Annotated in this window: 19 protein-coding genes; 14 read left to right on the top strand and 5 right to left on the bottom strand. The window is 70.6% G+C overall.

From position 1 onward, the window contains the following. The first annotated feature begins 48 nt into the window (after window positions 1-48). From PV734_RS04920 to PV734_RS04910, 3 genes are all read left to right on the top strand, one after another. Complete coding sequence (locus PV734_RS04920) at window positions 49-834, top strand: MIP/aquaporin family protein (RefSeq protein WP_319094132.1); 786 nt, start codon at window positions 49-51, stop codon at window positions 832-834. 90 nt (window positions 835-924) lie between these two features. Beyond that, entirely contained in the window at window positions 925-2,475 is a 1,551-nt protein-coding gene (glpK, locus tag PV734_RS04915; RefSeq protein WP_319094133.1) for a glycerol kinase GlpK, read from the top strand. A gap of 7 nt (window positions 2,476-2,482) precedes the next feature. Next, the gene (locus tag PV734_RS04910) at window positions 2,483-4,099 is read left to right on the top strand and encodes a glycerol-3-phosphate dehydrogenase/oxidase (protein WP_319094134.1); all 1,617 of its coding nucleotides are present in this window, start codon (window positions 2,483-2,485) and stop codon (window positions 4,097-4,099) included. 104 nt (window positions 4,100-4,203) lie between these two features. On the opposite strand, the gene mtnK is transcribed toward PV734_RS04910, so the two are convergent. The 4 genes from mtnK to PV734_RS04890 form a co-directional block, all read right to left on the bottom strand. Then, window positions 4,204-5,373, bottom strand: a complete 1,170-nt coding sequence (mtnK, locus tag PV734_RS04905; RefSeq protein ID WP_319094135.1) for an S-methyl-5-thioribose kinase — start codon at window positions 5,371-5,373, stop codon at window positions 4,204-4,206. Window positions 5,374-5,384: 11 nt separating this feature from the next. Further along, window positions 5,385-6,425, bottom strand: a complete 1,041-nt coding sequence (locus PV734_RS04900; protein ID WP_319094136.1) for an ABC transporter permease — start codon at window positions 6,423-6,425, stop codon at window positions 5,385-5,387. A 178-nt stretch (window positions 6,426-6,603) separates the two neighbouring features. Next, window positions 6,604-8,079 carry a sugar ABC transporter ATP-binding protein gene (locus PV734_RS04895; protein ID WP_319288898.1) on the bottom strand — a complete coding sequence of 492 codons (1,476 nt, stop codon included), beginning with the start codon at window positions 8,077-8,079 and terminating at the stop codon, window positions 6,604-6,606. Window positions 8,080-8,176: 97 nt separating this feature from the next. Further along, window positions 8,177-9,277 (bottom strand): substrate-binding domain-containing protein, encoded by a 1,101-nt coding sequence (locus tag PV734_RS04890; RefSeq protein WP_319094137.1) that lies wholly within the window; start codon window positions 9,275-9,277, stop codon window positions 8,177-8,179. Window positions 9,278-9,837: 560 nt separating this feature from the next. On the opposite strand from PV734_RS04890, the gene PV734_RS04885 reads away from it, so the two are divergent. Genes PV734_RS04885 through mtnB form a run of 3 tightly spaced genes read left to right on the top strand, consistent with a single transcriptional unit; the run spans window position 9,838 to window position 11,842 of the window. After that, window positions 9,838-10,437, top strand: a complete 600-nt coding sequence (locus tag PV734_RS04885; protein ID WP_319288836.1) for a cupin domain-containing protein — start codon at window positions 9,838-9,840, stop codon at window positions 10,435-10,437. Then, entirely contained in the window at window positions 10,434-11,225 is a 792-nt protein-coding gene (gene mtnC, locus PV734_RS04880; protein WP_319094139.1) for an acireductone synthase, read from the top strand. Before PV734_RS04885 ends, mtnC begins: the two co-directional genes overlap by 4 nt. Continuing rightward, window positions 11,222-11,842 carry a methylthioribulose 1-phosphate dehydratase gene (mtnB, locus tag PV734_RS04875; protein ID WP_319094140.1) on the top strand — a complete coding sequence of 207 codons (621 nt, stop codon included), beginning with the start codon at window positions 11,222-11,224 and terminating at the stop codon, window positions 11,840-11,842. The genes mtnC and mtnB overlap by 4 nt, the downstream gene beginning before the upstream one ends. Before the next feature lie 96 nt (window positions 11,843-11,938). Here the strand turns inward: mtnB and mtnA are convergent, their stop codons facing one another. After that, window positions 11,939-12,979, bottom strand: coding sequence for an S-methyl-5-thioribose-1-phosphate isomerase (gene mtnA, locus PV734_RS04870; RefSeq protein ID WP_319094141.1), 1,041 nt, complete (start codon window positions 12,977-12,979; stop codon window positions 11,939-11,941). 316 nt (window positions 12,980-13,295) lie between these two features. Between mtnA and PV734_RS04865 the strand changes: the two genes are divergently transcribed. The 8 genes from PV734_RS04865 to PV734_RS04830 all read left to right on the top strand — a co-directional run bounded on the left by PV734_RS04865 (window position 13,296) and on the right by PV734_RS04830 (window position 22,048). Further along, a complete protein-coding gene (locus tag PV734_RS04865; RefSeq protein WP_319288835.1) occupies window positions 13,296-14,348 on the top strand; it encodes a BMP family ABC transporter substrate-binding protein in 1,053 nt (350 codons plus the stop codon). Continuing rightward, window positions 14,326-15,876, top strand: a complete 1,551-nt coding sequence (locus tag PV734_RS04860; protein ID WP_319094143.1) for an ABC transporter ATP-binding protein — start codon at window positions 14,326-14,328, stop codon at window positions 15,874-15,876. The genes PV734_RS04865 and PV734_RS04860 overlap by 23 nt, the downstream gene beginning before the upstream one ends. 1 nt (window position 15,877) lies before the next feature. Then, a complete protein-coding gene (locus PV734_RS04855) occupies window positions 15,878-16,978 on the top strand; it encodes an ABC transporter permease subunit (protein ID WP_319288834.1) in 1,101 nt (366 codons plus the stop codon). After that, window positions 16,978-17,880, top strand: a complete 903-nt coding sequence (locus PV734_RS04850) for an ABC transporter permease (protein ID WP_319288833.1) — start codon at window positions 16,978-16,980, stop codon at window positions 17,878-17,880. The genes PV734_RS04855 and PV734_RS04850 overlap by 1 nt, the downstream gene beginning before the upstream one ends. Next, on the top strand, window positions 17,877-18,671 hold the full coding sequence (locus tag PV734_RS04845) for a nucleoside phosphorylase (RefSeq protein ID WP_319288832.1): 795 nt from the start codon (window positions 17,877-17,879) through the stop codon (window positions 18,669-18,671). Before PV734_RS04850 ends, PV734_RS04845 begins: the two co-directional genes overlap by 4 nt. After that, window positions 18,668-19,969, top strand: coding sequence for an amidohydrolase (locus PV734_RS04840; RefSeq protein WP_319288831.1), 1,302 nt, complete (start codon window positions 18,668-18,670; stop codon window positions 19,967-19,969). The genes PV734_RS04845 and PV734_RS04840 overlap by 4 nt, the downstream gene beginning before the upstream one ends. Window positions 19,970-20,121: 152 nt before the next feature. Next, window positions 20,122-20,793 carry a FadR/GntR family transcriptional regulator gene (locus PV734_RS04835; RefSeq protein ID WP_319094148.1) on the top strand — a complete coding sequence of 224 codons (672 nt, stop codon included), beginning with the start codon at window positions 20,122-20,124 and terminating at the stop codon, window positions 20,791-20,793. 247 nt (window positions 20,794-21,040) lie between these two features. Then, window positions 21,041-22,048 (top strand): PAC2 family protein, encoded by a 1,008-nt coding sequence (locus PV734_RS04830; RefSeq protein WP_319094149.1) that lies wholly within the window; start codon window positions 21,041-21,043, stop codon window positions 22,046-22,048. Window positions 22,049-22,109 lie beyond the last annotated feature (61 nt).

The raw sequence follows: 22,109 nt of genomic DNA, 5'->3' as shown, positions 1-22,109 counted from the left end.
CAAGGGCCGGCAGCTCTTCCCCTGGAACGAAGGACAAAGGAGTCGCGGGTGTCCAGCTCCGACATCTTCATCGGCGAGACCATCGGTACCGCCATACTCATCCTGCTCGGCGGCGGCGTCTGTGCCGCCGTGACGCTGAAGGCCTCCAAGGCCCGCAACGCCGGCTGGCTCGCCATCACCTTCGGGTGGGGTTTCGCCGTACTGACGGCCGTCTACACCTCGGCACCGCTCTCCGGCGCCCACCTCAACCCGGCCGTGACTCTCGCGCTAGCCCTCAAGAAGGACGGCATCGACTGGAGTGACGTCCCGATCTACTGGGGCGGGCAGCTGCTCGGCGCCATGATCGGCGCGACCCTGGTCTGGATCGCCTACTACGGCCAGTTCCTCGCGCACCTGACCGACGAGGAGATCGTCGGCAAGCCGCAGGCCAAGGCCGTCGAGGCGCAGGAGAAGGGTGCCGGGCCGGTCCTGGGCATCTTCTCCACCGGGCCCGAGGTCCGCGTGGCCTGGCAGAACGTGGCCACGGAGGTCATCGGCACGATCGTGCTGGTGCTCGCGGTACTCACACAGGGTCTCAACGACAGCGGCAAGGGCCTCGGCGTCCTTGGCGCCCTGATCACCTCGCTCGTCGTGGTCTCCATCGGTCTGTCCCTCGGTGGTCCGACCGGCTACGCGATCAACCCCGCCCGTGACCTCGGTCCGCGTATCGTGCACGCGCTTCTGCCCCTGCCCAACAAGGGCGGCTCGGACTGGTCCTACGCCTGGGTCCCGGTGGTCGGTCCGCTGATCGGCGGCGCGATCGCTGCAGGCATCTACAACGTCGCTTTTGCTTAGAGCAGCTGGAAACACCAGAACAACCAGAGCAGCCTTGAGCAACAACGCCGTAAGCCAGCCCCTCACCCACGGACCTCTCAGGAGCACACAGTGACCGACGACGCGCACACCGCCGGCCCGTTCATCGCGGCCATCGACCAGGGCACCACATCCAGCCGCTGCATCGTCTTCGACCGGGACGGCCGGATCGTCTCCGTCGACCAGAAGGAGCACGAGCAGATCTTCCCGAAGCCGGGCTGGGTGGAGCACGACGCCACCGAGATCTGGACGAACGTCGAGGAGGTCGTCGCCGGAGCCATCTCCAAGGCCGGCATCACCCGCGACGACATCAAGGCCATCGGCATCACCAACCAGCGCGAGACGACGCTGCTGTGGGACAAGAACACCGGCCAGCCGGTCCACAACGCCATCGTCTGGCAGGACACCCGTACCGACACGCTCTGCAAGGAGCTGGGTCGCAATGTCGGGCAGGATCGTTTCCGCCGTGAGACCGGCCTGCCGCTGGCCTCGTACTTCGCCGGCCCCAAGGCCCGTTGGCTGCTCGACAACGTCGAGGGCCTGCGCGCCCGCGCCGAGGCCGGGGACATCCTCTTCGGCACCATGGACAGCTGGGTCATCTGGAACCTGACGGGCGGTGTCAACGGCGGTCACCACGTCACCGACGTCACCAACGCCTCCCGCACCATGCTCATGAACCTGCACACGCTGGAGTGGGACCCGAAGATCGCCGAGTCGATCGGCGTCCCGCTGTCGATGCTCCCGGAGATCCGCTCCTCCGCCGAGGTGTACGGCGAGGTCACTGGTGGCCCGCTGGGCGAGCTGCTCGGCGGCATCCCGGTCGCCTCCGCGCTCGGCGACCAGCAGGCGGCCCTGTTCGGCCAGACCTGTTTCGCCGAGGGTGAGGCCAAGTCGACGTACGGCACCGGCACGTTCATGCTGATGAACACCGGTGACAAGATCATCAACTCCTACAGCGGCCTGCTGACCACGGTCGGCTACCGCATCGGCGACCAGGCCCCGGTCTACGCCCTGGAGGGCTCGATCGCGGTCACCGGTTCGCTGGTGCAGTGGATGCGCGACCAGATGGGTCTGATCTCCACCGCCGCCGAGATCGAGACGCTCGCGTCGTCGGTCGAGGACAACGGCGGCGCCTACTTCGTGCCGGCCTTCTCCGGTCTGTTCGCCCCGTACTGGCGCTCCGACGCCCGCGGTGTGATCGCCGGCCTGACCCGGTACGTCACCAAGGCGCACCTCGCGCGCGCCGTCCTGGAGGCCACCGCCTGGCAGACCCGTGAGATCACGGACGCCATGACCAAGGACTCGGGCGTCGAGCTCGCGGCCCTCAAGGTCGACGGCGGTATGACCTCCAACAACCTGCTGATGCAGACCCTCTCGGACTTCCTGGACGCGCCGGTGGTGCGTCCGATGGTCGCCGAGACGACCTGCCTCGGTGCCGCCTACGCCGCCGGTCTCGCCGTCGGCTTCTGGACCAACACCGACGACCTGCGCGCCAACTGGCGCCGGGCCGCCGAGTGGACCCCCAACATGGACGCGGAAAAGCGCGACCGTGAGTACAAGAGCTGGCTCAAGGCCGTCGAGCGGTCCATGGGCTGGCTCGAAGACAGCTCTGTCGAGGAGTAAGAAACACATGACCAGCCAGTCCACCCTGCAGTCCGTGCCTGCCCTCGGTACGCACCCGGCCTTCGGCGTCAACCCGAGCCGCGCCGAGACCCGGGAGCAGCTTTCCAAGGCGACGTACGACCTTCTCGTGATCGGCGGTGGCATCCTCGGCATCTCGACGGCCTGGCATGCCGCGCAGTCCGGGCTGCGGGTGGCTCTGGTCGACGCCGGCGACTTCGCCGGCGCCACCTCCTCCGCCTCCTCCAAGCTTCTCCACGGCGGTCTGCGCTATCTGCAGACCGGCGCGGTGAAGCTGGTGGCGGAGAACCACTTCGAGCGCCGTGCGGTGTCCCGTCAGGTGGCTCCCCACCTGGCCAATCCGCTCACGTTCTACCTCCCCGTGTACAAGGGCGGGCCGCACGGCGCGGCGAAGCTCGGGGCGGGCGTCTTCGCCTACTCCGCCCTGTCCGCCTTCGGTGACGGCGTCGGCCACCTGCTGTCGCCGGCCAAGGCCGCACAGGACGTGCCCGAGCTGCGCACCGAGAACCTCAAGGCCGTGGCCGTGTACGGCGACGGTCAGATGAACGACGCGCGCATGGCGCTGATGACGGTCCGTGCCGCCGTCGAGGCGGGCGCGGTCGTGCTCAACCACGCCGAGGTGTCCGGCCTGCGCTTCACCAACGGCCGGGTCACCGGCGCGGACCTGCGCGACCGGCTCTCCGGTGACGACTTCGGCGTCAACGCCCGGCTCGTACTCAACGCGACCGGCCCCTGGGTCGACCACCTGCGCAGGATGGAGAACCCGGACGCGGCGCCGTCCATCCGGCTGTCGAAGGGCGCGCACCTGGTCCTGAAGCGGACGTCGCCGTGGAAGGCCGCGCTGGCTACCCCCATCGACAAGTACCGCATCACCTTCGCCCTCCCCTGGGAGGACATGCTGCTGCTCGGCACCACCGACGAGGAGTTCGAGGGTGACCCGGCGGACGTCTCGGTCACCGAGAAGGACACGGCGCAGATCCTCGACGAGGCCGCGTTCTCCGTACGCGACCAGCAGCTCTCCCGTGACCTGATCACGTACTCCTTCGCCGGCCTGCGGGTGCTGCCGGGTGGCCCCGGCGACACGGCGAAGGCCAAGCGGGAGACGGTCGTGACCGAGGGCAGGGGCGGGATGCTGTCCGTCTCGGGCGGCAAGTGGACGACCTTCCGGCACATCGGCCGTACGGTCATGGAGAAGCTGGAGAAGCTGCCCGGGCGTCCGCTGGGTGACGACTTCGAGCCCATCTCGTCCCTGCCGAAGCATCTGCCGCTTCCGGGTGTCGCCAACCCGCGCGCCGTCGCGCACCGGCTGCTGGTGGACAACCCGGCGCCGGGTCCGCGTATGGCCGCCGACACGGCTAAGCACCTTGCGACGCACTACGGTTCGCTGGCGTTCGACATCGCACGGCTGGCGAACGAGAACCCTGAGCTGGGTGAGCGGGTGCATGCGGATGCGCCGGAGATCTGGGCGCAGGTCGTGTATGCGCGGGACAACGAGTGGGCCGAGACGGCGGACGATGTGCTGCGGCGTCGGACCACGTTGACCATTCGGGGGCTGGCTACCGACGAGGTCCGGTCCAAGGTGCAGGATCTGCTCGACAAGAAGTAGGCGGTACGGGGTTTGAGGGGCGGCTCCTTGTTTTGGGAGCCGCCCCTTTCCGTTGAGTTTCGTCTGCGGGTGCGCTGTGGCTTGTCGCGCAGTTCCCCGCGCCCCTAAAAGCCCTCCCCTACCGCCCTTACAGCGTTCGGGTTGTTCAACTCGCCTCTGCGTACGATCAGTTCGCGGCCGATCAGCAGTGCCCTGCGGGAGGCCGGTACCGGGTCCTCCAGGGTTGTCAGGTCGGTCAGGTGGGCGAAGCCGATGATTCGGCGGATGATCTCCGCGCCCGCGTAGCCCACCGACTCCGTCCAGACCTTGCGCAGGAAGCGGTCCAGGTAGGCGTCGTCGAAGAAGGTGTCGGTTCTGGTTGGCCAGAGTCGGCGGAACTCGGCCTCGAACGCCTCCCAGGACAGGGCCAGTTGGTCGGCGTGGTCGGTCAAGGAGCCCAGTGCGCGCGCTCGTTCCGCCGAGACCAGGGTGTTCGCCCAGTACAGGCCGAGGTCGTAGCCGATCGGGCCGACGAAGGAGAACTCGGGGTCGAAGACCCTTACCACCGGGGCGCCTTCGCGTTCGCCGACCATGACGCTGCCGGTGTGCAGGTCGCCGTGCAGGAGGGCCTGGGCGCTCGTCATGAAGGTGTAACGGAGGTCGGCGACCTCCGTGCGGAGCCTCGTGTCGGCGCGGAACTCCGTCGCCAGGTCGTCCAAGCCCTCGTGCCAGTGGTTGTGTTCGTGCTCGATGTACGGCTCGGACAGGACCACGTCTTCGGTGATCTTGCACAGTTCCGGGCTCACCGAGGCCGCGAGGAGTGCCTTGCGCTCTGCGGACTCCATGCCGAAGTCGCTGGTCGCGAACGTCAGTTGGGCGACGAACTCGCCGATCCGGGCGGAGGTCCGCGGGCCGTACGACGCACCTTCGTTGAGGAGGGTGCGCAGGACCTCCAGGTCCGACATGTCCTCCATGACGAGGGCGTAGTTCTCCGGGTCGTACCCGAGGATCGCCGGGATCTTGTCGGGGGCCACCTTCGCGACCTGCTCGTACGCCCGCGCCTCGGCGTCGGCGCGCTCGGGGCTCATCGGCCAGGACGGGCCCGCCACCCGGACCCAGGGCAGGGCCTGCTTGACGGCCAGACTGCGGGTGCCGTCGGCGGACCTGGCGAGGAACACGCGGTTCATGTTGCCGTCGGAGACCTCGCGGACCCGGATGTCCGACGGGTCGGGCCAGTGGCCGCGCTCGTGCAGGTACGCGGGGACGTCGGCCGGCTCCAGGATGCGGTAGCCCATCGTGAACTTCCTTAAGCGGTGCGGCGCTTGGACAGGGTGAAGCTGAAGACCAGGGCGAGGATCAGGACGGCGCCCTCGACCACGTCCTGCGTGTAGTAGGGCAGTCCCTTGATGGTCAGGCCGGTGGTGATGATGCCGATGAGGACCGCGCCCAGGGCGGTACCCCAGACGTTCGGGCGCCCCCGGCCGAGGACCGAGGTGCCCACGAGGGCGACGGCGACGGCTTCGAGGAGCTGGGAGGTGCCCGCGGAGACGTCACCCTGACCGATGCGAGCCGCCAGGATGAGGCCGCCGATCGAGGCGAGGACGCCGGAAAGGACGTAGGCGAGGGCCCGGTACGCGCCCACGCGGATGCCCGCCAGGCGTGAGGCCTCGGGGTTGGCGCCGATCGCGTACAGCACGCGGCCCCAGCGGGTGCGGGCCAGGAAGACCCAGGCCACGACCGTCAGCGCGCCGAAGATGACCACGGAGACGGGGATGCCGAGGATCGTGCCACGGTCGATGCGCAGGAAGCCCTCGGTGAACCTGCCGGGGGCCGTCGTACCGTCGGACTGGGTCATGCCCGGGGTGATGGACTGGCCGTCGACCAGGATGAGTTTGGTGCCCTGGATGACGAACATGGTGCCCAGTGTGGCCAGCATGTCGGGGATCTTGAGGACCACGATGAGCAGGGCGTTGAGCAGGCCCGCGAGCGCTCCCGCGACGATCACCGCGATGATCGCGACCACACCGACCTGGTTGTACGTGACCATCGTCTTCGCGGCGACGGTCACCCCGAGCCCGGCCACCGCGCCGACCGACATGTCCATGCCGCCGACGGCCATGGTGAGCGTGACACCGAGGCCGAGGATCGCGGCGACGGAGACGTACCTGAGGGTGTCGAGAAGGGTCGCGGAGTCGCGGAAGGACGGCTCGCTCAGCGCGAAGTACGTGAAGAGCGTGACGGTGACGAAGATGAAGCCGTACTTGATGACCGCGTTCTGCACGCGCGGCCCGGCGGCAAGCACGGACGGGGACGCCGTCTTCGCGGGAGGGCTCTGGGTCGTGGTCATGGCTTACTTCCTGGGATGGCGTGCAGTGGGGGTGACGTGAGACGGGTGCGGGTGGTGGTGGCGGATGGCGGAATGCTTGCCTGGAAGGGGCCGGAGGCCCTTCCAGGGGAGCGGGGAACTGCGCGACCAGCCCCCACCGGCCCGCAGCCGAAGAACCGCCCAGCCCACGGAGCGCACATCAGACCGACGCCGAGATCGTCTGGATGACCCGGTCCCGTTCAGCGTCCTCGCCGTACGCGTCGAGGTGGATCTCGCCGGCCGCGAGGACGACGACCCGGTCGGCGACCTCAAGGATCTCGTCGACGTCGGCGGACAGGACGAGAACGGCGGCGCCCTCGGCGGCGAGGGCTCGGGCGCGGCGGCCGATGTCGCGCCTGGCACCGATGTCCACGCCTCGGAACGGCTCGTCCAGGATGAGGACGCGGGGGCGTTCGGCGAGCCAGCGGCCGACGACGACCTTCTGCTGGTTGCCGCCGGACAGTTCCTCGACGGTGCTGTGCTCGTCCCGGGCGACGACTCCGAGGGCCTCGATGGTGTCGCGGCCGAGGGCGTCCTCCCTGGACCGGTTCACCAGGCCCGCCGTGGACAGGGACTTGAGGAACGGGAGCGAGATGTTCTGGGCGAGCGACCAGCCGGGCACCAGGGCGTCCGCGTGCCGGTCCTCGGGGACCAGGTGGATGCCTGCCCGGATCGCGTCGGCGGGGCGGCGCGGCGCGTACGGCTTGCCGTCCAGCTCCACGACGCCGTCGGCGAAGGGTTCCGCACCGAAGAGGCCGCGGGCCAGTTCCGTCTTGCCGGCGCCCAACAGGCCCACGATGCCGGTGACTTCGCCGGCCCGCAGATCCAGGTCCTGGGGCGTACGGCCGTCCAGGAGCCGTACGCCTCGCAGGGAGAGCGCTGTCTCGCCGGGCGCAGACTCGGCGCGGGGGCGGGCGGTTGTCGCTTCCTGGGCCTGGGCGAGCATGGCGCGCAGGGCGCTGTCCCAGTCGAAGGGCTTGACCTGGTCCTCGGTGAGACGGCCGTCTCGCAGGACGACCAGGCGGTCCGCCAGCGCGTCGATCTCGCCGAGGCGGTGGGAGACGTAGAGGACCGCGATGCCGTCGTCGCGCATTCTCTCGACCAGGGCGAACAGGCGCTCAGCCTCCGCCGCGGACAGCGCGGAGGTCGGTTCGTCGAGGATCAGGAGCCCGGGGCGGGTGGCCAGGGCGCGGGCCAGGATCAGCAACTGGCGGTCGGAGATGCCGAGTTCGGTGACGTCCCGCTTGAGGAGGGCGTCGCTCCAGCCGAGGTCCAGGGCCGACTGGATCTCGCGGGCGCGGGCCAGCACGCGACGCCCGTTCAGGAACGGGTTGCCGCGGGCCTGGGCCAGCTCCTCGAAGACCAGGTTCTCGGCGACGGTGAGCCCGGGCACGATGCCCTCGCCGATCCGCTGGTGCACCGTCTGGATGCCCAACTGACGGGCGGCGAGCGGCGACTGGAGTGCGGCCCGCACCCCGTTCACCGTCACCTCGCCGCCGTGGTCCGTGTGGACGCCGGACAGGATCTTGATGAGCGTGGACTTGCCGGCCCCGTTCGCGCCGAGCAGCGCGACCACGCTGCCCGGTGCGATGTCCAGCGAGACGGACTCCAGGACCGTCTTTCCGCCGAAGGCCATGCTGACGTCCCGCAGACCGACCGCCGGCGAGGCCGGAGAGGCGTAGGACGCCTCGGCCGGCTCGGACGGTTCGGTCCGGTCGGTCGGGTCGGGCGCCTCAGTGGGCGACATTGGCGATCCAGTCGGCCGTGCTGACCTGGGAGAGGTTCAGCGCGGGCAGCGCGGCGCGCAGCTGGTCCATGTTCTGGATGTTCTTGCTCTTCAGGAAGTCCTGGGTGATGGCGACGGCCGGGAACTCGACCGAGGTCCTGTTCAGCTGTCCGGCCAGCTCCAGGGCTGCCGTACGGACGACCGCGGCGCCCACCGCGGACGGGTCCGTGCCCGCCGTGGCCACCCAGGGGCTGTCCGAGGCGGTCATGTTCTGGATGTCGGCGTTGGAGACGTCCGCGCCGAACACCTTCACCTTGTCCTGGAGCTTCTTGTTCTGCACGGCGAGGACGGTGCCCTTGGCCAGCTCGTCGTAGGGGGCGAAGATGCCCGTCACGTCCGAGTGCTGGGTGAGCGCGGCGGAGACCAGCGGCACGTTGTCCGTGGCGGTGGAGTCGGTGACCTTGCCGACCTTGAAGGCCTGCTTCCAGCCGTTGGCGTCGACCGCCGTCTTCCAGACGCTGTCGCGCTTGTCGAGGGCCGCGTAGCCGGCGACGTTGACGTAGCCGACCTTGGCGTTCTTGCCGAGTTCCTTGGCCATCACGTCGAGGACGGCCTGGGCCATGCTCGCGTCGTCCTGCTTGGTGCTGACGACGCCCTTCGTCGCGGTCTCGACGTCGTAGACGACGACCTTGACGCCCTTCTTCACGGCCTTGTCGATCTCGGGCTGGATCGTCGAGGGGAAGCCGTGGTCCACGATGATGGCCTGCGCGCCGGAGTTGATCGCCGAGGAGAGGTCGGTGGCCTGCTTGGCGTTGTCGGCCTGGGCGTCGTACACGGTCAGGTCGATGCCGAGGGCCTTGGCCTGCGCCTTGGCGCCGTTGCCCCACTGCTCGAAGTAGTCGCCGGCGCCGCTCTGGCGGACCAGCGCGACCTTGACCGGGCCCTTACTGAAGGGGGCGGGCTTCGTGCCGGTGGCGGCGGACGCGGAGGCGGCGGTGTCACCCGCGGTGTCCGTGGAGGCGTTCGTCGACTGGGAGCAGCCCGCGAGGAACAGCGCCGAGACGGAGGCCAGCGAGAGCGCGGCGAGGGGCAGACGGGTGCGGGACATGCGGGACTCCTGGTGCAGGGCAGTACGGGAGGTACGGGGAGGGATGAAGAGAGGGGCACATGGCCGGAAGGCGTGGGTGCGGGAGTGTCCGACCCTGAGCGCAGGGGGGCCGGGGTGGGATGGATTCCAGGCCACGGCCGAGAGGCGTCTCGGGTACTCCGGGTGAGGTCAGCGACAGCGGGCTGTGGTCGACCGGAGCAAGTCCACGTACAGCCGCCGCACGAGCAGCAGCGTCTTCATAAGCAGATCATGAGAACGTTTCCAGCCATTCGTCAAAGCCCTGGACAATTGATCTCACTATCTGGAACGCCGGATTCGTCACACCCTGCCGACCCGCCGCCGGGAGTTAGCATCACGGAACCGGCACCCGACCCGGGACAGTGAGGCTCCGATGACGACGACACCCTGCGCGACGGCGGTACGACGCTGTACCGGCGCGCCGTGTCGCGGCTGTCGCGACTGACGACCGGCCCCGGCCCGTCTCCTTTCCCGTCCCCTGCCGCTCACCCCTGTTCTCGTTTCACCGCCCTCCCCCCTCCGAGCCATCTGGAGTTGCTCCCATGACCCTGCTGACGACCTGGCCCGAGTCCGGCCCGGAGACCGTCGTGCGCCGTACCTCCGACCCGGCCGAGATCGCCGCCGCGCTGGCCCCGATAGGGGTGCGCTACGAGCAGTGGCCGATCCGCGAGGACGTGCCGACGGACGCCGACAGCGACACCGTGTTCGCCGCGTACGGCCCGGAGATCGACAGGCTGAACGCCGAGGAGGGCTTCACCACGGTCGACGTCCTCGGTCTGCACCCGAGCGACGACCCGGAGTTCCCGGCGAAGGCGAAGGCGGCCCGCGCGAAGTTCCTCCAGGAGCACACGCACGACGACGATGACGAGGTCCGCTTCTTCGTCTCCGGCTCCGGCATCTTCTATCTGCACGTGGGCGGCGAGGTGCACGCCGTGTACTGCGAGAAGGGCGACCTGCTGGGCGTGCCGCGCGGCACCACCCACTGGTTCGACATGGGCACCAGCCCGGCCTTCACCGCGATCCGCTTCTTCCACGAGGAGGACGGCTGGATCGGCAACTTCACCGGCTCGGCCATCGCCTCCCGCTTCCCGGACTACGACACGATCGACGCCGGGTTCCAGCAGGACAGGGCCGCCGCGTGACCCTGCGGGACGCGGGGGCGGACACCTGTGCGGTGGACGGTGTGGACGCCGTGGTGCTCGACATCGAGGGCACCACGAGCGCCACCGGGTTCGTCGTCGACGTGCTGTATCCGTACTCACGCTCTCGTTTCGGAGCACTGCTCTCGGAGCGGAGCGGTGATCCGGAGGTTGCGCGGGCGGTCGCGCAGGTGCGCGAGCTGATCGACGAGCCCGACGCGGATGCCGTGCTCGTCGAGAAGACCCTCAACGCCTGGCTGGACGAGGACCGCAAGGCGACGCCCCTCAAGACGCTCCAGGGCGTCATCTGGTCCGAGGGCTTCGCACGCGGCGACCTCGTCTCGCACTTCTACGACGATGTCCTGCCGGCGCTGCGCACCTGGCACGCCGCCGGGCTTCGGCTCTACGTCTACTCCTCCGGGTCGGTCGCCGCGCAGCGCGCGTGGTTCGCGTCCACCCCGGAGGGCGACCTGCTGCCGCTCGTCTCGGGCCTGTACGACACCGAGAACGCGGGGCCGAAGCAGGAGCCGGAGTCGTACCGCCGTATCGCGGAGGCCACCGGCACCGCCGACCCCAGCCGTCTCCTCTTCCTGTCCGACCGGCCGGGCGAGCTGGACGCGGCGCGCGCCGCCGGGTGGCGGACCGTCGGAATACGGCGGCCCGGGGAGCCGTACTACGAGCAGGGCGTCGGGGATCACCCGAACACGGGGTCGTTCGACCGGATCAGCATCACCAGTAGCACCGGCAGCACCAGTGACGCCGGCAGCACCAGTTCGAGGAGCACCACGTGACCGCCGACATCAGCACGCTCGACCTGGAGGAGGCGGGGGCGGTTCTCGCCGCCGAGTCCGCCCGCTTCGCCTCCTTCGGCTGGATGCGGGGCACCTCCGGGAACCTCTCCGTGGTGCTGTCCCGGGATCCGCTGCTTCTGGCGGTCACCGCGAGCGGCCACGACAAGGGTGAACTGACGCCCGCCGACGTGGTGTTGGTCGACGCGCGGGGCGCGGCGGTCAACGGCGGCAAGCCGTCCGCCGAGGCCGAGCTGCACGCCCGGGTGGCCGCGCTGACCGGGGCCGGCGCGGTGGTGCACGTGCACACCGTGGCGTCGGTGGCGATGGGCCGGCGTGAGCCGGGCGGGATCGTGTTCAAGGACATCGAGATGCTCAAGGGTGTCGGCCAGCCCGCCCACGACGTCGAGGTGACCCTCCCGGTCATCACCAACAGCCAGGACATGAAGGTGCTCGGCGACCGCCTGGAGGCGGCGCGCGACTCCCGGATGCCGGCCGTGGTGGTCGCGGGGCACGGGCTGTACGTGTGGGGGGACGATCCCCGTCAGGCCCGGCACCACACCGAAGTCGTGGAGTGGCTGCTGGAGTTGGAACTCAGCGCTCCGCGGGACGGACGGTAGTCGAACCGCGGGCCGGTGGGGGCTGGTCGCTCCCCCATCGCGGCGGAGCCGAAGATCGATACAGCCCCGCGCCCCTGTCGGGGGCGCGGGGACTCGCTACTTCAAGCGGTCGCCCGGGAGTTCACCGGCCGAGACCTCCAACACGCCCCGCTCCGTGACCAGTCCGGTCACCAGTCGCCCCGGTGTCACGTCGAAGGCGGGATTGTGGCCGCGCGACTCGGCGGGTGCCGTGCGGACGCCCGCCCACTCCAACACCTCGTTCTCGCCCCGGAGTTCGATGTGGATGTCGTCGCCGGTGGCCGTCGCCAGGTCCACCGTGGTCGTGGGCGCCGCCACCAGGAACGGGATTCCGGCGTCCGCGCAGGCAAGCGCGACCCCGACCGTGCCGACCTTGTTGGCGGTGTCCCCGTTAGCGGCGATCCGGTCCGCGCCGACGATCGCCGCGTCGACCTCGCCGCGCAGGATCGTGCCCGCCGCGGCCCCGTCCGCCTGGACGTAGTGCGGGATGCCCTCCTGGACCAGCTCCCAGGCGGTCAGGCGCGAGCCCTGGAGCAGCGGGCGCGTCTCGTCGGCGTACACGAGCTCCAGCCGGCCTCGCGCGTGCAGTTCACGGATGACGCCAAGTGCCGTACCCCATCCGGCTGTCGCGAGCGCGCCGGTGTTGCAGTGGGTCAGGACGCGCAGCGGGCGGTCCCCGACGGTGTCGGCGAGGCGCCCCAGGAGCCAGTCGGCGCCGTGCGCGCCCATCGCGCGGTTGCCCTCGACGTCCTCGCGCTGCACGGCGGCGGCCTCTTCGAGTACCGCCTCAAGGCCCTCCCCGAAGCGGGTCATGACCCGGTCCACGCACACCATGAGGTTGACCGCGGTCGGCCGGGCCTCGCGGATCCGGGCCACGGCCTCGCGGACCCGGGCCTCCGTCCAGCCCTCACGCTCGCCCTGGAGCAGCGCCAGGGCGACCCCGTACGCGCCGGCCGCGCCGATCGCGGGCGCGCCGCGCACGACGAGCCGCTGGATCGCGTCGACCAACGCGTCCACATCGCGGACATCCCTGGTCTCATGGCGGTGCGGCAGCAGGGTCTGGTCGATGAGCGCGAGGCTGTTTCCGGTCCAGCCGACGGCGCGCAGTTCCTGGGGCATAACGGGACGCTCCTGAAGTTCCGGCGGTGCGCGACACCGTACATGACCTCGAAGAACCACAGTTCGAGACAGCTGGGCCGGTGGCCGAATTCCGGTGTTACAGTCCAGCACCCGCACCAGTAGGGCCCATGTGAAGGAGGACTCGTGCCGCTCACCATGCGACGCTTCCTCGACCACGGCCACTGTGCGAGCGACGGCTGTCGACGCTGACCCGTTCCCCCCTCGGCGTCCCCCGTCCCGTTGCCTGTTTCCTCTCCCCACCCCGTGCTCAGCGCAGAGTGCGGGCTGGGCTGTACGTGCCTCCGGAAGGTCCCCGATGCCTCGCAGATCCCGTCGTACGCTCCCGCTCGCCGCCATGTCCGTCCTGCTCGTCGCCGGTGCGACCGCCTGCAACGCCGCCGCGAAGGACGATGCGTCCTCCGACAGCAGCGCGGGCGGCACGTCGTTCACGCTCGTCACACCGGACGCCGTCGGACAGAACGAGTTCCTCAAGCTGGCTGTGACCGGCGTCAAGGCCGCCGCGAAGGCGCACAACGGGACCGCGAAGGTGTTCGAGTCCACCGACACCGCCTCCCAGCAGCAGAACGTGCAGGCCGCCGTCGACGCGAAGCCCGATGTCGTCGTGCTGGTCGGCTTCGAGTTCGCGGACCTGGTCGCGCAGCAGGCGGCGGCGCACCCGAAGCAGCAGTTCCTGATGATCGACGCGTGCACGACGCGGGCGATCGACAACGTCAGCTGCGAGGTCTTCCGCGAGCACGAGGGCGTCTTCCTCGCGGGCGCGGAGGCCGGGCTGCTCAGCAGGAGCGGCAAGGTCGGCGCGGTGGACGTGCTGGACACGCCCGTGTTCCGCCGCTTCAGCGACCCGTTCGCGGCCGGCGCCCAGCAGGTCGCCGCGAAGACGCAGACCAGCACCCGCTTCGTCGGCGGCCAGTCCCCGTTCGACGACTCGGCGCGCGCCAAGGAGCAGGCGAACGATCTGCTGTCCAAGGGCTACGACCAGCTGATGGCTGCTGCCGCCGCGGGCAACTACGGCGTGTTCGAGGCCGCCAAGGCGAAGGGCGCGTTCGCGTACGGCGTCGACGTCAACCAGTGCCCCTCGGCGCCCGGCACCGTCGTCGACAATGTGATCAAGCGCACGGACATCGCCGTGGAGAAGGGCATCGAGCAGGTCCTCGCAGGTCAGACGGGCACGACCACCTCGTACGGCCTGAAGGAGGGCGGCATCAGCCTGACGGGTCTGGAGAAGGGCGTCGCCTCGTCCAAGTGCGTGATCGCCGAGCACCCCGACGTCCTGAAGAAGATCGAGGCGCTGCGCGACCAGATCGTGTCCGGAGAGCTGACGGTCGATGACCCCGCCGCCGTCGGCTGACCCGGAGGCGGCGGCCGTCGAGCTCCGGGGAATCACCAAGCGGTTCCCCGGCACGCTCGCCAACGACTCCGTCGACCTGGCCGTCAGGCGCGGCGAGATCCACGCCCTGATGGGCGAGAACGGCGCCGGCAAGTCGACACTGATGTCGGTCCTGTACGGCATGGAGCGCCCGGACGCCGGTTCGGTCCGGGTGGACGGGCGTGAGGTCGTGTTCTCCGATCCGGGTGACGCGATGGCCGCCGGGCTCGGCATGGTCCACCAGAGTTTCAAGCTGTTCGACTCGCTGACGGTCGCCGAGAACGTGGTGTACGCCGCCGAGCCGCGCCGTTTCGGTCTGGTGGACCGGGGCGCGGCGCGCCGCCGGGTGCGTGAGCTGGCCGAGGAACACGGGCTCGCGGTCGATCCGGACGCCCGGGTCGGTGAGCTGCCGGTGGGGCTGCGCCAGCGCGTCGAGATCCTCAAGCTGCTGCACCGCGGCGCCCGGACGCTCATCCTCGACGAGCCGACCGCGGTCCTGACGCCCGCCGAGGCGGACGCCCTCTTCGCGGTCCTCAAGTCCCTTGCCGCACAGGGCCGTTCGGTCGTCCTGGTCACCCACAAACTGCGTGAGGTGCTCGAAGGCAGCGACCGTGTCACGGTGTTGCGGGACGGCCGGGTCGTCGCCGGGCTGGTGACCGCCGAGACGTCCGCCGCCGAGATCGCCGCCGCGATGACCGGCCGCGCCGTGGAACTCGACCGCGTCCACGCCCCGGGCACTCCGGGCGAGGTGATCCTGGACGTGACCGGCCTCGCCACGGCCGGTGTACGGGAGGTTCGGCTCACCGTCCACGCCGGGGAGATCGTCGGCATCGCGGGTGTCGCCGGCAACGGGCAGAGTGAACTGGTGGAGGCGCTGGCCGGACTGCGGCCGGTGCTCTCGGGCCGGGTCGCGCTGCTCGGCGACGACATCACGCACGCCACCGCGACCGAACGCCGCGCCAAGGGCCTCGCGTACGTCCCCGAGGACCGCCACGCCGTGGGTACGGCGCCCGCCGCGTCGGTCGCGGACAACCTGGCGATGGGCCACCACCGTACGTCGCTCTCCACACGCGGGCTGCTTGCGCCCGCCGCTGTACGAGGTCACGCGCGGCGCCTCATCGAGCGCTTCGGCATCAAGGCGGCCTCCCCGGAGGTGCCCGCGTCCTCGCTGTCCGGCGGCAACCTGCAGAAGCTGCTCATCGGGCGCGAACTCGCCCACGACGCACCGCTGTTGCTCGTCGAGCAGCCCACCCGCGGGGTCGACATCGGCGCCGTCCAGAACATCCACGACCAGCTGATCGCCTACCGCGACGCCGGCCACGCCGTGCTGCTCGTCTCGGCCGAGCTCAGCGAGATCCGGGGGCTCGCCGACCGGGTCCTGGTGATGTACGAGGGCCGGGTGACGGCGTCGTACGAGAAGGCCGAGGCCGACGAGCGGACGCTGGGGCTCGCGATGGCGGGCGGCGTCGGCGGTCCGGCTCCCGCAGCCCCGGTGGAGGTCGGGGACTGACATGAAACAAGCAACCCGAACGTCACCGGTGACCCGCGTGGCGAAAGCCCTCCGCTCCCCCGTCGCCTTCTCGGTGCTCGCCGGAGTCCTCGTCGGCGCCCTGTTCCTCGTCGGGACCGGCGCCGATCCCCTCGCCGCGTACGGCGCGGTGCTCAGCGGTTCGCTCGGCGCCGACGGCATCGGGTCGACGCTGACCACCCTGACGAGCGTGCTGGGTCTGGCCCTCGCGCTGGCCGTGCCGCTGCGCGCCGGGCTCATCAACCTGGGCGGGGACGGGCAGTTGGTGCTCGGCGGGATGGCGGCGGCCGTGACGGGGCTGTACTCGCCGCTGCCCGCGCCGCTCACCGTCGTCCTCGCGCTGCTCGCGGGCATGGCGGCAGGCGCAGGGTACGCGGCCCTGGCCGCCCTGTGCGAGAACCGGTTCGGTGTGCCACTGCTGGTGAGCAGCCTGCTGCTCAGCTATCCGGCGACGTCCTTCGCCTCCTACCTGGCCCGCTACCCGCTCAAGGAACCGGGCTCCAGCCTCCCCCAGACCCGGCAGCTTCCGGACGGGGTCGCGCTGGCCACGTTCGGTTCGTCGACGGTGACGGTCGGGCTGCTGCTGGTCTTCATGGCCGCCGCCGCGTACTGGTTCACCGACCGGCGCACCGCGTTCGGCTACGAGATGCGGATGACCGGTCTCAACTCCCGGTTCTCCGCCTACGCGGGCGTCGAGCGCGGGGGCCTGACACTCCGGCTGCTGGCGGTGTCCGGTGCGCTGGCCGGACTCGTGGGCGCCATAGGCGTGTTGAGCTTCCCGTACCGTTTCCTCGACGGCTCGCTCACCGCGTCCGGCTACACCTGGACGGGTCTGACGGCGGCCCTGCTGGCCGGCGCCGCACCCGTCGGCACGGCTGTCGCGTCCTTCTTCTTCGCCGTGCTGCAGGTGGGCGGCCTGTCGATGGAACGGACGACGGAGGTACCGCGCGAGCTGACCCAGATACTCCAGGCGATCGTGATCGTGTTCCTGGCCGCCCGACTGCGTTTCCCCCGCTTCCCGCGCTTCTCCCGCGACCGCGACACCGGGCAGGCCGCACAGAGCCCGCAAGGAGAGCCGGTCTGATGTTCTTCGACTCCGATCTGCTCATGTCGGCGCTGCGCGCGCTGACGCCCATCCTGCTGGCGGCGCTCGGCGGGGCGATCTGCGAACGGGCGGGCGTCTTCAACATCGGCCTCGAAGGCATGATGCTGATGGGCTGCTTCACCGCCGTGGCCACGAGCTGGTTCACCGGCAGCCCCTGGCTGGGCGTTCTGGCGGCGGCGCTCGCCTCCGCCGCGTACTCACTGATCCTGGCCGTGGGGGCGGTGACCCTGCGCGGAGACGCGGTGGTGCTCGGAATCGCCCTGAATCTCCTGGCGGTTGGCCTGACCAGCTTCCTCCTCCGTACCGTCTTCGGGGTGCAGGGCACTTTTGACGATCCGTCACTGGCGGGGCTGCCGTTGGTCGGTGGCTTCTCGCCGCTCGCCTATCTGGCGTGGGCGGCGGTCGGTGTGACCGCGTTGATGCTGTCCCGGCATGTGTGGGGGCTCAGGCTGCGTGGGGTCGGCGAGGCGCCGGACGCGGCGGCCACGCTCGGCGTGAGTCCGGTCGGGTACCAGTACGGCGCCGTGCTCGTCTCGGGGGTGCTGTGCGGGCTCGCGGGGGCTCAACTCGCGCTCGGCAACGTCACGTTGTTCTCCGAGAACATGACGGCGGGGCGGGGCTGGATCGCCGTGGTCGCGGTGATGCTGGGCCGGGCACTGCCTCTCGGTGTGCTGCTGGCGGCGCTGCTGTTCGGGCTCGCGGAGGCGGCCGGCTTCCGTCTGCAGGGCCTCGGTCTGCCCCAGCAGGCGACCGACGCCGCGCCGTACGTCGTCACGCTCGGCGCCCTCTTCCTGACGACCGGCCGCCGCCGTCGCCGCGCCCCCTCCTCCTCGCCCTCCTCCCCTCCTTCCACGTCGTCTTCCGCTGGAGCCGTTTCATGACGCAGGACCTGTTGCCCGTCACCCGGATACCCCGCGCGGGGCTGCCGCCGCGCGCACTTGTCGTCGGCGACCCGCAGCGCGCCGCTCTCGTCGGCGCCCGGCTGGAGGGCGCGCGGGAGGTGTCGTACCACCGCGAATACCGCGTGTTCAGCGGGAGTTGGAAGGGCGTGCCGATGCTGGTCGCCTCACACGGGGTGGGCGCTCCGGGGGCGATCCTGCTGTTCCAGGAGCTGGCGGACGCCGGTGTGCGGACCTTCCTGCGGTTCGGTACGGCGGGTGCGATGAAGCCGGGGATCGGCGACGGCGACCTTGTCATCGCCGAGGCGGCTGTCCGGGACGACGGTGTCACCCAGCAGTTGCTGCCCCCGGAGTACCCGGCGGTGTCCTCCCCCGAAGCGGTGCTCGCGCTCCAGCGGGCGGCACGGGAGGCGGGCGCGCCGCACCACCGGGGCATCGTGTGGACGCGGGCCGCCTTTCAGCCCGGCCTGCTCCCCCTCTTCTCCTACGAGGGTGCCGGACTCGCCGCCATCGAGATGGAGTTGAGCGCGCTGTTGGTGACGGCCTCGCTGCGCGGACTGGTCGCCGGCGGAGTGGTCGTCGTCGACGGGGCGAACGCCGACGAGCTTGTCGACGAGACGGCCACCGGTGGATACAACCCCCACCGGGAAGTCGTGGCGGAGGGCGTCGAGCGCGGCGCGGTGGTGTCGCTCGAGGCGCTGCGGCTGCTGGCCGGGAACGAGGCCACGGACCAGGACGAGGACCGGGCCAAGGACAAGGAGCCCCTGGTATGAGCGAGCGCATCGACCTGCTGGTGCACGGCGGTGACGTGCTCACCGTGGACGAGGCCGGCACCGTCGTGGCGGACGGGGCGGTTGCCGTCCGGGACGGCGAGATCGTCGCCGTAGGCCCGACCGGGGAGCTGACAACCCGGTTCACGGCCGACGAGTCTCTTGACGCCGCGAACTGCCTGGTCCTTCCCGGCCTGGTCAACACGCACACCCATCTCGCGATGACGTTTCTGCGCGGCCGGGCCGACGACGTCACCCTTCAGGGCTTCCTGGAGCGCGTGCTGAAGTGGGAGGCCCAGTTGCTGTCGCCGCGGAACGTGGCGGCGGCGGTCCGGGTCGCGCTCGCCGAGAGCGTCCGGGCCGGAGTGACCTCCGCGCTCGACATGTACTGGTTCCACGAGGCGGCCGAGCAGGTGGCACGCGAGGCGGGCTGGCGACTGCACAGCGGCCCCACCTTCATGGACGTACCGGAACCGCCCGACGGCATCGCCTACGAGGACCGGCTGACGTGGGCCCGCCAGGACCTGGCCGCCCGTGGCACCCCGCGCCCCGGCCACCGCCCGATCCTCTTCGCCCACTCCACCTACACCCTCTCCCCCGACCAGCTCGTCGAGATCGCCGCCCTGGCAAGGGAGTTCGGCGCGCTGCTGCACATCCACGCCGCCGAGAACGCGACCGAGGTCGCCACCGTCGAGGTGCGGTACGGCAAGCGCCCGGTCGAACTGCTCGACTCGCTCGGCCTCCTCGGCCCCGACCTGCTGCTGGCCCACGCCGTGGACCTCACCGGCCCGGAGATCGCGGCGCTGGCCCGCACCGGCACGTCCGTCGCCCACTGTCCCGTCTCGAACCTGAAGCTCGGCTGCGGCATCGCGCCGGTACCCCGGCTGCTCAGTGCCGGTGTGACCGTCGGGCTCGGCACGGACGGCGCCGTCAGCTCCAACACGCTGGACATGCTGGGGGCGGTGCGGCAGGCGGCCCTCGTCCACAAGGCGGGCGGCGACCCCACGGCGGTCGGCGCCGAGCAGGCCGTACGGATGGCGACCGTCGAGGGCGCGAAGGCGCTGGGCCTGGGCGACCGGCTGGGCTCCCTGGAGCCGGGCAAGCGGGCCGACCTGATCGTGGTCGACCTCGGCGCCCCCCATCTGCGGCCCCGGCACGATCCCTGGTCGACGCTCGCCTACGCGGCGCACTCGGCGGACGTCCGGGACACCGTCGTGGACGGCCGTGTGCTGATGCGGAACCGGACCCTCACCACACTCGACGAGGCCGCCGCGCTCGCGGATCTGGAAGCGCTGCTCTGACACGATGCCGGACCTGCAGCCCGCAGGTACCGTTCCGACCGCTCTTGGGGCACCCTCGTACGGGCTGACATCGCGTTTTGTGCTCCGTTCAGCCCACTGAACCCCCATAATGGCCTGAGACATCGGATGTCTGTACGACAGGGAGGCCCGCCATGGCAGTCACCGACGAGGCGATCGAGAAGATCAAGGGAATGATCGTCTCCGGATCGCTGCGCCCCGGCGACAGGCTGCCCAAGGAGAGCGAGCTGGCCGCCGAACTGGGGCTGTCCCGCAACTCGCTGCGGGAGGCGGTACGCGCCCTGTCGCTCATCCGGATCCTCGACGTCAGGCAGGGCGACGGCACCTATGTCACCAGCCTCGATCCCCAACTCCTGCTCGAAGCGATGAGCTTCGTCGTCGACTTCCACCGCGACGACACCGTCCTGGAGTTCCTGGCCGTCCGCCGCATCCTGGAGCCGGCCGCCACCGCGATGGCGGCGGCGCGTATCAGCGAACAGCAGTTGGACGCGCTGGCCGCCCAGTTGGATCGGCTGGGCGGTGAGCCGTCGGTGGAGGAACTGGTCGCCGCGGACCTGGAGTTCCACCGGGGGATCGTGCAGAGCTCCGGCAACTCGGTGCTCTGTTCCCTTCTCGACGGCTTGTCCGGGCCCACCACCCGGGCCCGGATCTGGCGGGGGCTGACCCAGGAGGACGCGGTCAGCCGCACCCTGCACGAGCACCGGGCGATCCTGGGCGCCCTGCGGGACCGGGACGCGGAGGCGGCACGGTCGTGGGCGACGGTGCATATCGCCAGCGTGGAGCAGTGGCTGAGGTCGACCCTCTAGCCCGTGCCGGCGCCGTACCGCGGCCGTGGTTCCGCCTCTGGCGGAGGCCCCGGAGACCGCCTTCCGAGCGCTCGGACGAATGAGGCGGGACGGGCGTGCGTGGTGCGGGTGTCTCACGGATGGTGTTCCGGGGGGTCTATCGGGGCAGTGATCCGTTCACTCCCCCGTGCAAGGGGGCTGCGGGCGCCCCCGCCGCACGCCGTAAGGTTGGGTGGTCAAGCGAGGGCACATCGGAAGGAGGCGCTGGGTGATCGAGCTGGAGGGGGTTCCCGAGCTGATCGACCCAGTCATGGTGGCCGCGTTCGAGGGTTGGAACGACGCCGGCGACGCAGCTTCCAGCGCGGTCGCGCATCTGGACCGGGAGTGGAAGGGCGAGGTGTTCGCGGCGCTCGACGCCGAGGACTACTACGACTTCCAGGTCAACCGCCCCACCGTGTGGCTGGACGGCGGTGTGCGCAAGATCACCTGGCCGACGACCAGGCTGTCCGTGGTCAGGGTCGGCGGCGACAAGCCCCGTGACCTGGTGCTGGTCCGGGGCATCGAGCCGTCGATGCGCTGGCGTTCGTTCTGCAACGAGCTGCTGGGCTTCGCGCACGAACTGGGCGTGGAGCTGGTGGTGGTCCTGGGCGCCCTGCTCGGCGACACCCCGCACACCCGTCCGGTTCCGGTCAGCGGGGTCACGTCCGACGCGGATCTGGCCCAGCGGATGGACCTGGAGGAGACGAAGTACGAGGGCCCCACGGGCATCGTCGGCATCCTTCAGGAGGCGTGCACGCACGCGGGCGTACCGGCGGTGTCGCTGTGGGCGGCGGTTCCGCACTATGTGTCGCAGCCGCCCAACCCGAAGGCGACGCTGGCTCTCCTGAACCGTCTGGAGGACCTGATCGACATCCGCGTCCCGCTGGGCGAGCTGCCCGAGGACGCGCGTGCCTGGCAGGTCGGCGTGGATCAGCTGGCCGCCGAGGACAGCGAGGTCGCGGAGTACGTGCAGACGCTGGAGGAGGCCCGGGACACCGCCGAGCTGCCCGAGGCGACGGGCGAGGCGATCGCCCGCGAGTTCGAACGCTACCTGCGTCGCCGCGACGGCACCGGCCCGGCGGGCCCCGGCCCGACCCCGGGCGGCCACGCCACCGCGGACGGCACCGACAGCGGGTCGTACCTCCGGGACAACCCGGCGGGCCGCCCCAAGCCGCAGCCGCCGAAGCCGCCCCAGCTGCCGAGCACGGACGACGACGAGGACACCCCGGAGGACTGATCCGGTCACGCGGGGAACAGGAAGGGGCCGGTGCGCACCACGCGCACCGGCCCTTCCGCGT

Source organism: Streptomyces sp. AK08-02 (genome assembly GCF_033795085.1).
GTDB lineage: Bacteria > Actinomycetota > Actinomycetes > Streptomycetales > Streptomycetaceae > Streptomyces > Streptomyces echiniscabiei.
This window is presented reverse-complemented; position numbering and strand designations above follow the sequence as displayed.

Excerpts from the sequence above, each read along its gene's own strand:
- PV734_RS04910 (WP_319094134.1), top strand. The coding sequence starts at position 2,483 with ATGACCAGCCAGTCCACCCTGCAGTCCGTGCCTGCCCTCGGTACGCAC.
- mtnK (WP_319094135.1), bottom strand. The coding sequence starts at position 5,373 with ATGGGCTACCGCATCCTGGAGCCGGCCGACGTCCCCGCGTACCTGCAC.
- PV734_RS04900 (WP_319094136.1), bottom strand. The coding sequence starts at position 6,425 with ATGACCACGACCCAGAGCCCTCCCGCGAAGACGGCGTCCCCGTCCGTG.
- PV734_RS04895 (WP_319288898.1), bottom strand. The coding sequence starts at position 8,079 with ATGGCCTTCGGCGGAAAGACGGTCCTGGAGTCCGTCTCGCTGGACATC.
- PV734_RS04890 (WP_319094137.1), bottom strand. The coding sequence starts at position 9,277 with ATGTCCCGCACCCGTCTGCCCCTCGCCGCGCTCTCGCTGGCCTCCGTC.
- PV734_RS04885 (WP_319288836.1), top strand. The coding sequence starts at position 9,838 with ATGACCCTGCTGACGACCTGGCCCGAGTCCGGCCCGGAGACCGTCGTG.
- mtnA (WP_319094141.1), bottom strand. The coding sequence starts at position 12,979 with ATGCCCCAGGAACTGCGCGCCGTCGGCTGGACCGGAAACAGCCTCGCG.
- PV734_RS04865 (WP_319288835.1), top strand. The coding sequence starts at position 13,296 with ATGCCTCGCAGATCCCGTCGTACGCTCCCGCTCGCCGCCATGTCCGTC.
- PV734_RS04860 (WP_319094143.1), top strand. The coding sequence starts at position 14,326 with ATGACCCCGCCGCCGTCGGCTGACCCGGAGGCGGCGGCCGTCGAGCTC.
- PV734_RS04855 (WP_319288834.1), top strand. The coding sequence starts at position 15,878 with ATGAAACAAGCAACCCGAACGTCACCGGTGACCCGCGTGGCGAAAGCC.
- PV734_RS04850 (WP_319288833.1), top strand. The coding sequence starts at position 16,978 with ATGTTCTTCGACTCCGATCTGCTCATGTCGGCGCTGCGCGCGCTGACG.
- PV734_RS04845 (WP_319288832.1), top strand. The coding sequence starts at position 17,877 with ATGACGCAGGACCTGTTGCCCGTCACCCGGATACCCCGCGCGGGGCTG.
- PV734_RS04840 (WP_319288831.1), top strand. The coding sequence starts at position 18,668 with ATGAGCGAGCGCATCGACCTGCTGGTGCACGGCGGTGACGTGCTCACC.
- PV734_RS04835 (WP_319094148.1), top strand. The coding sequence starts at position 20,122 with ATGGCAGTCACCGACGAGGCGATCGAGAAGATCAAGGGAATGATCGTC.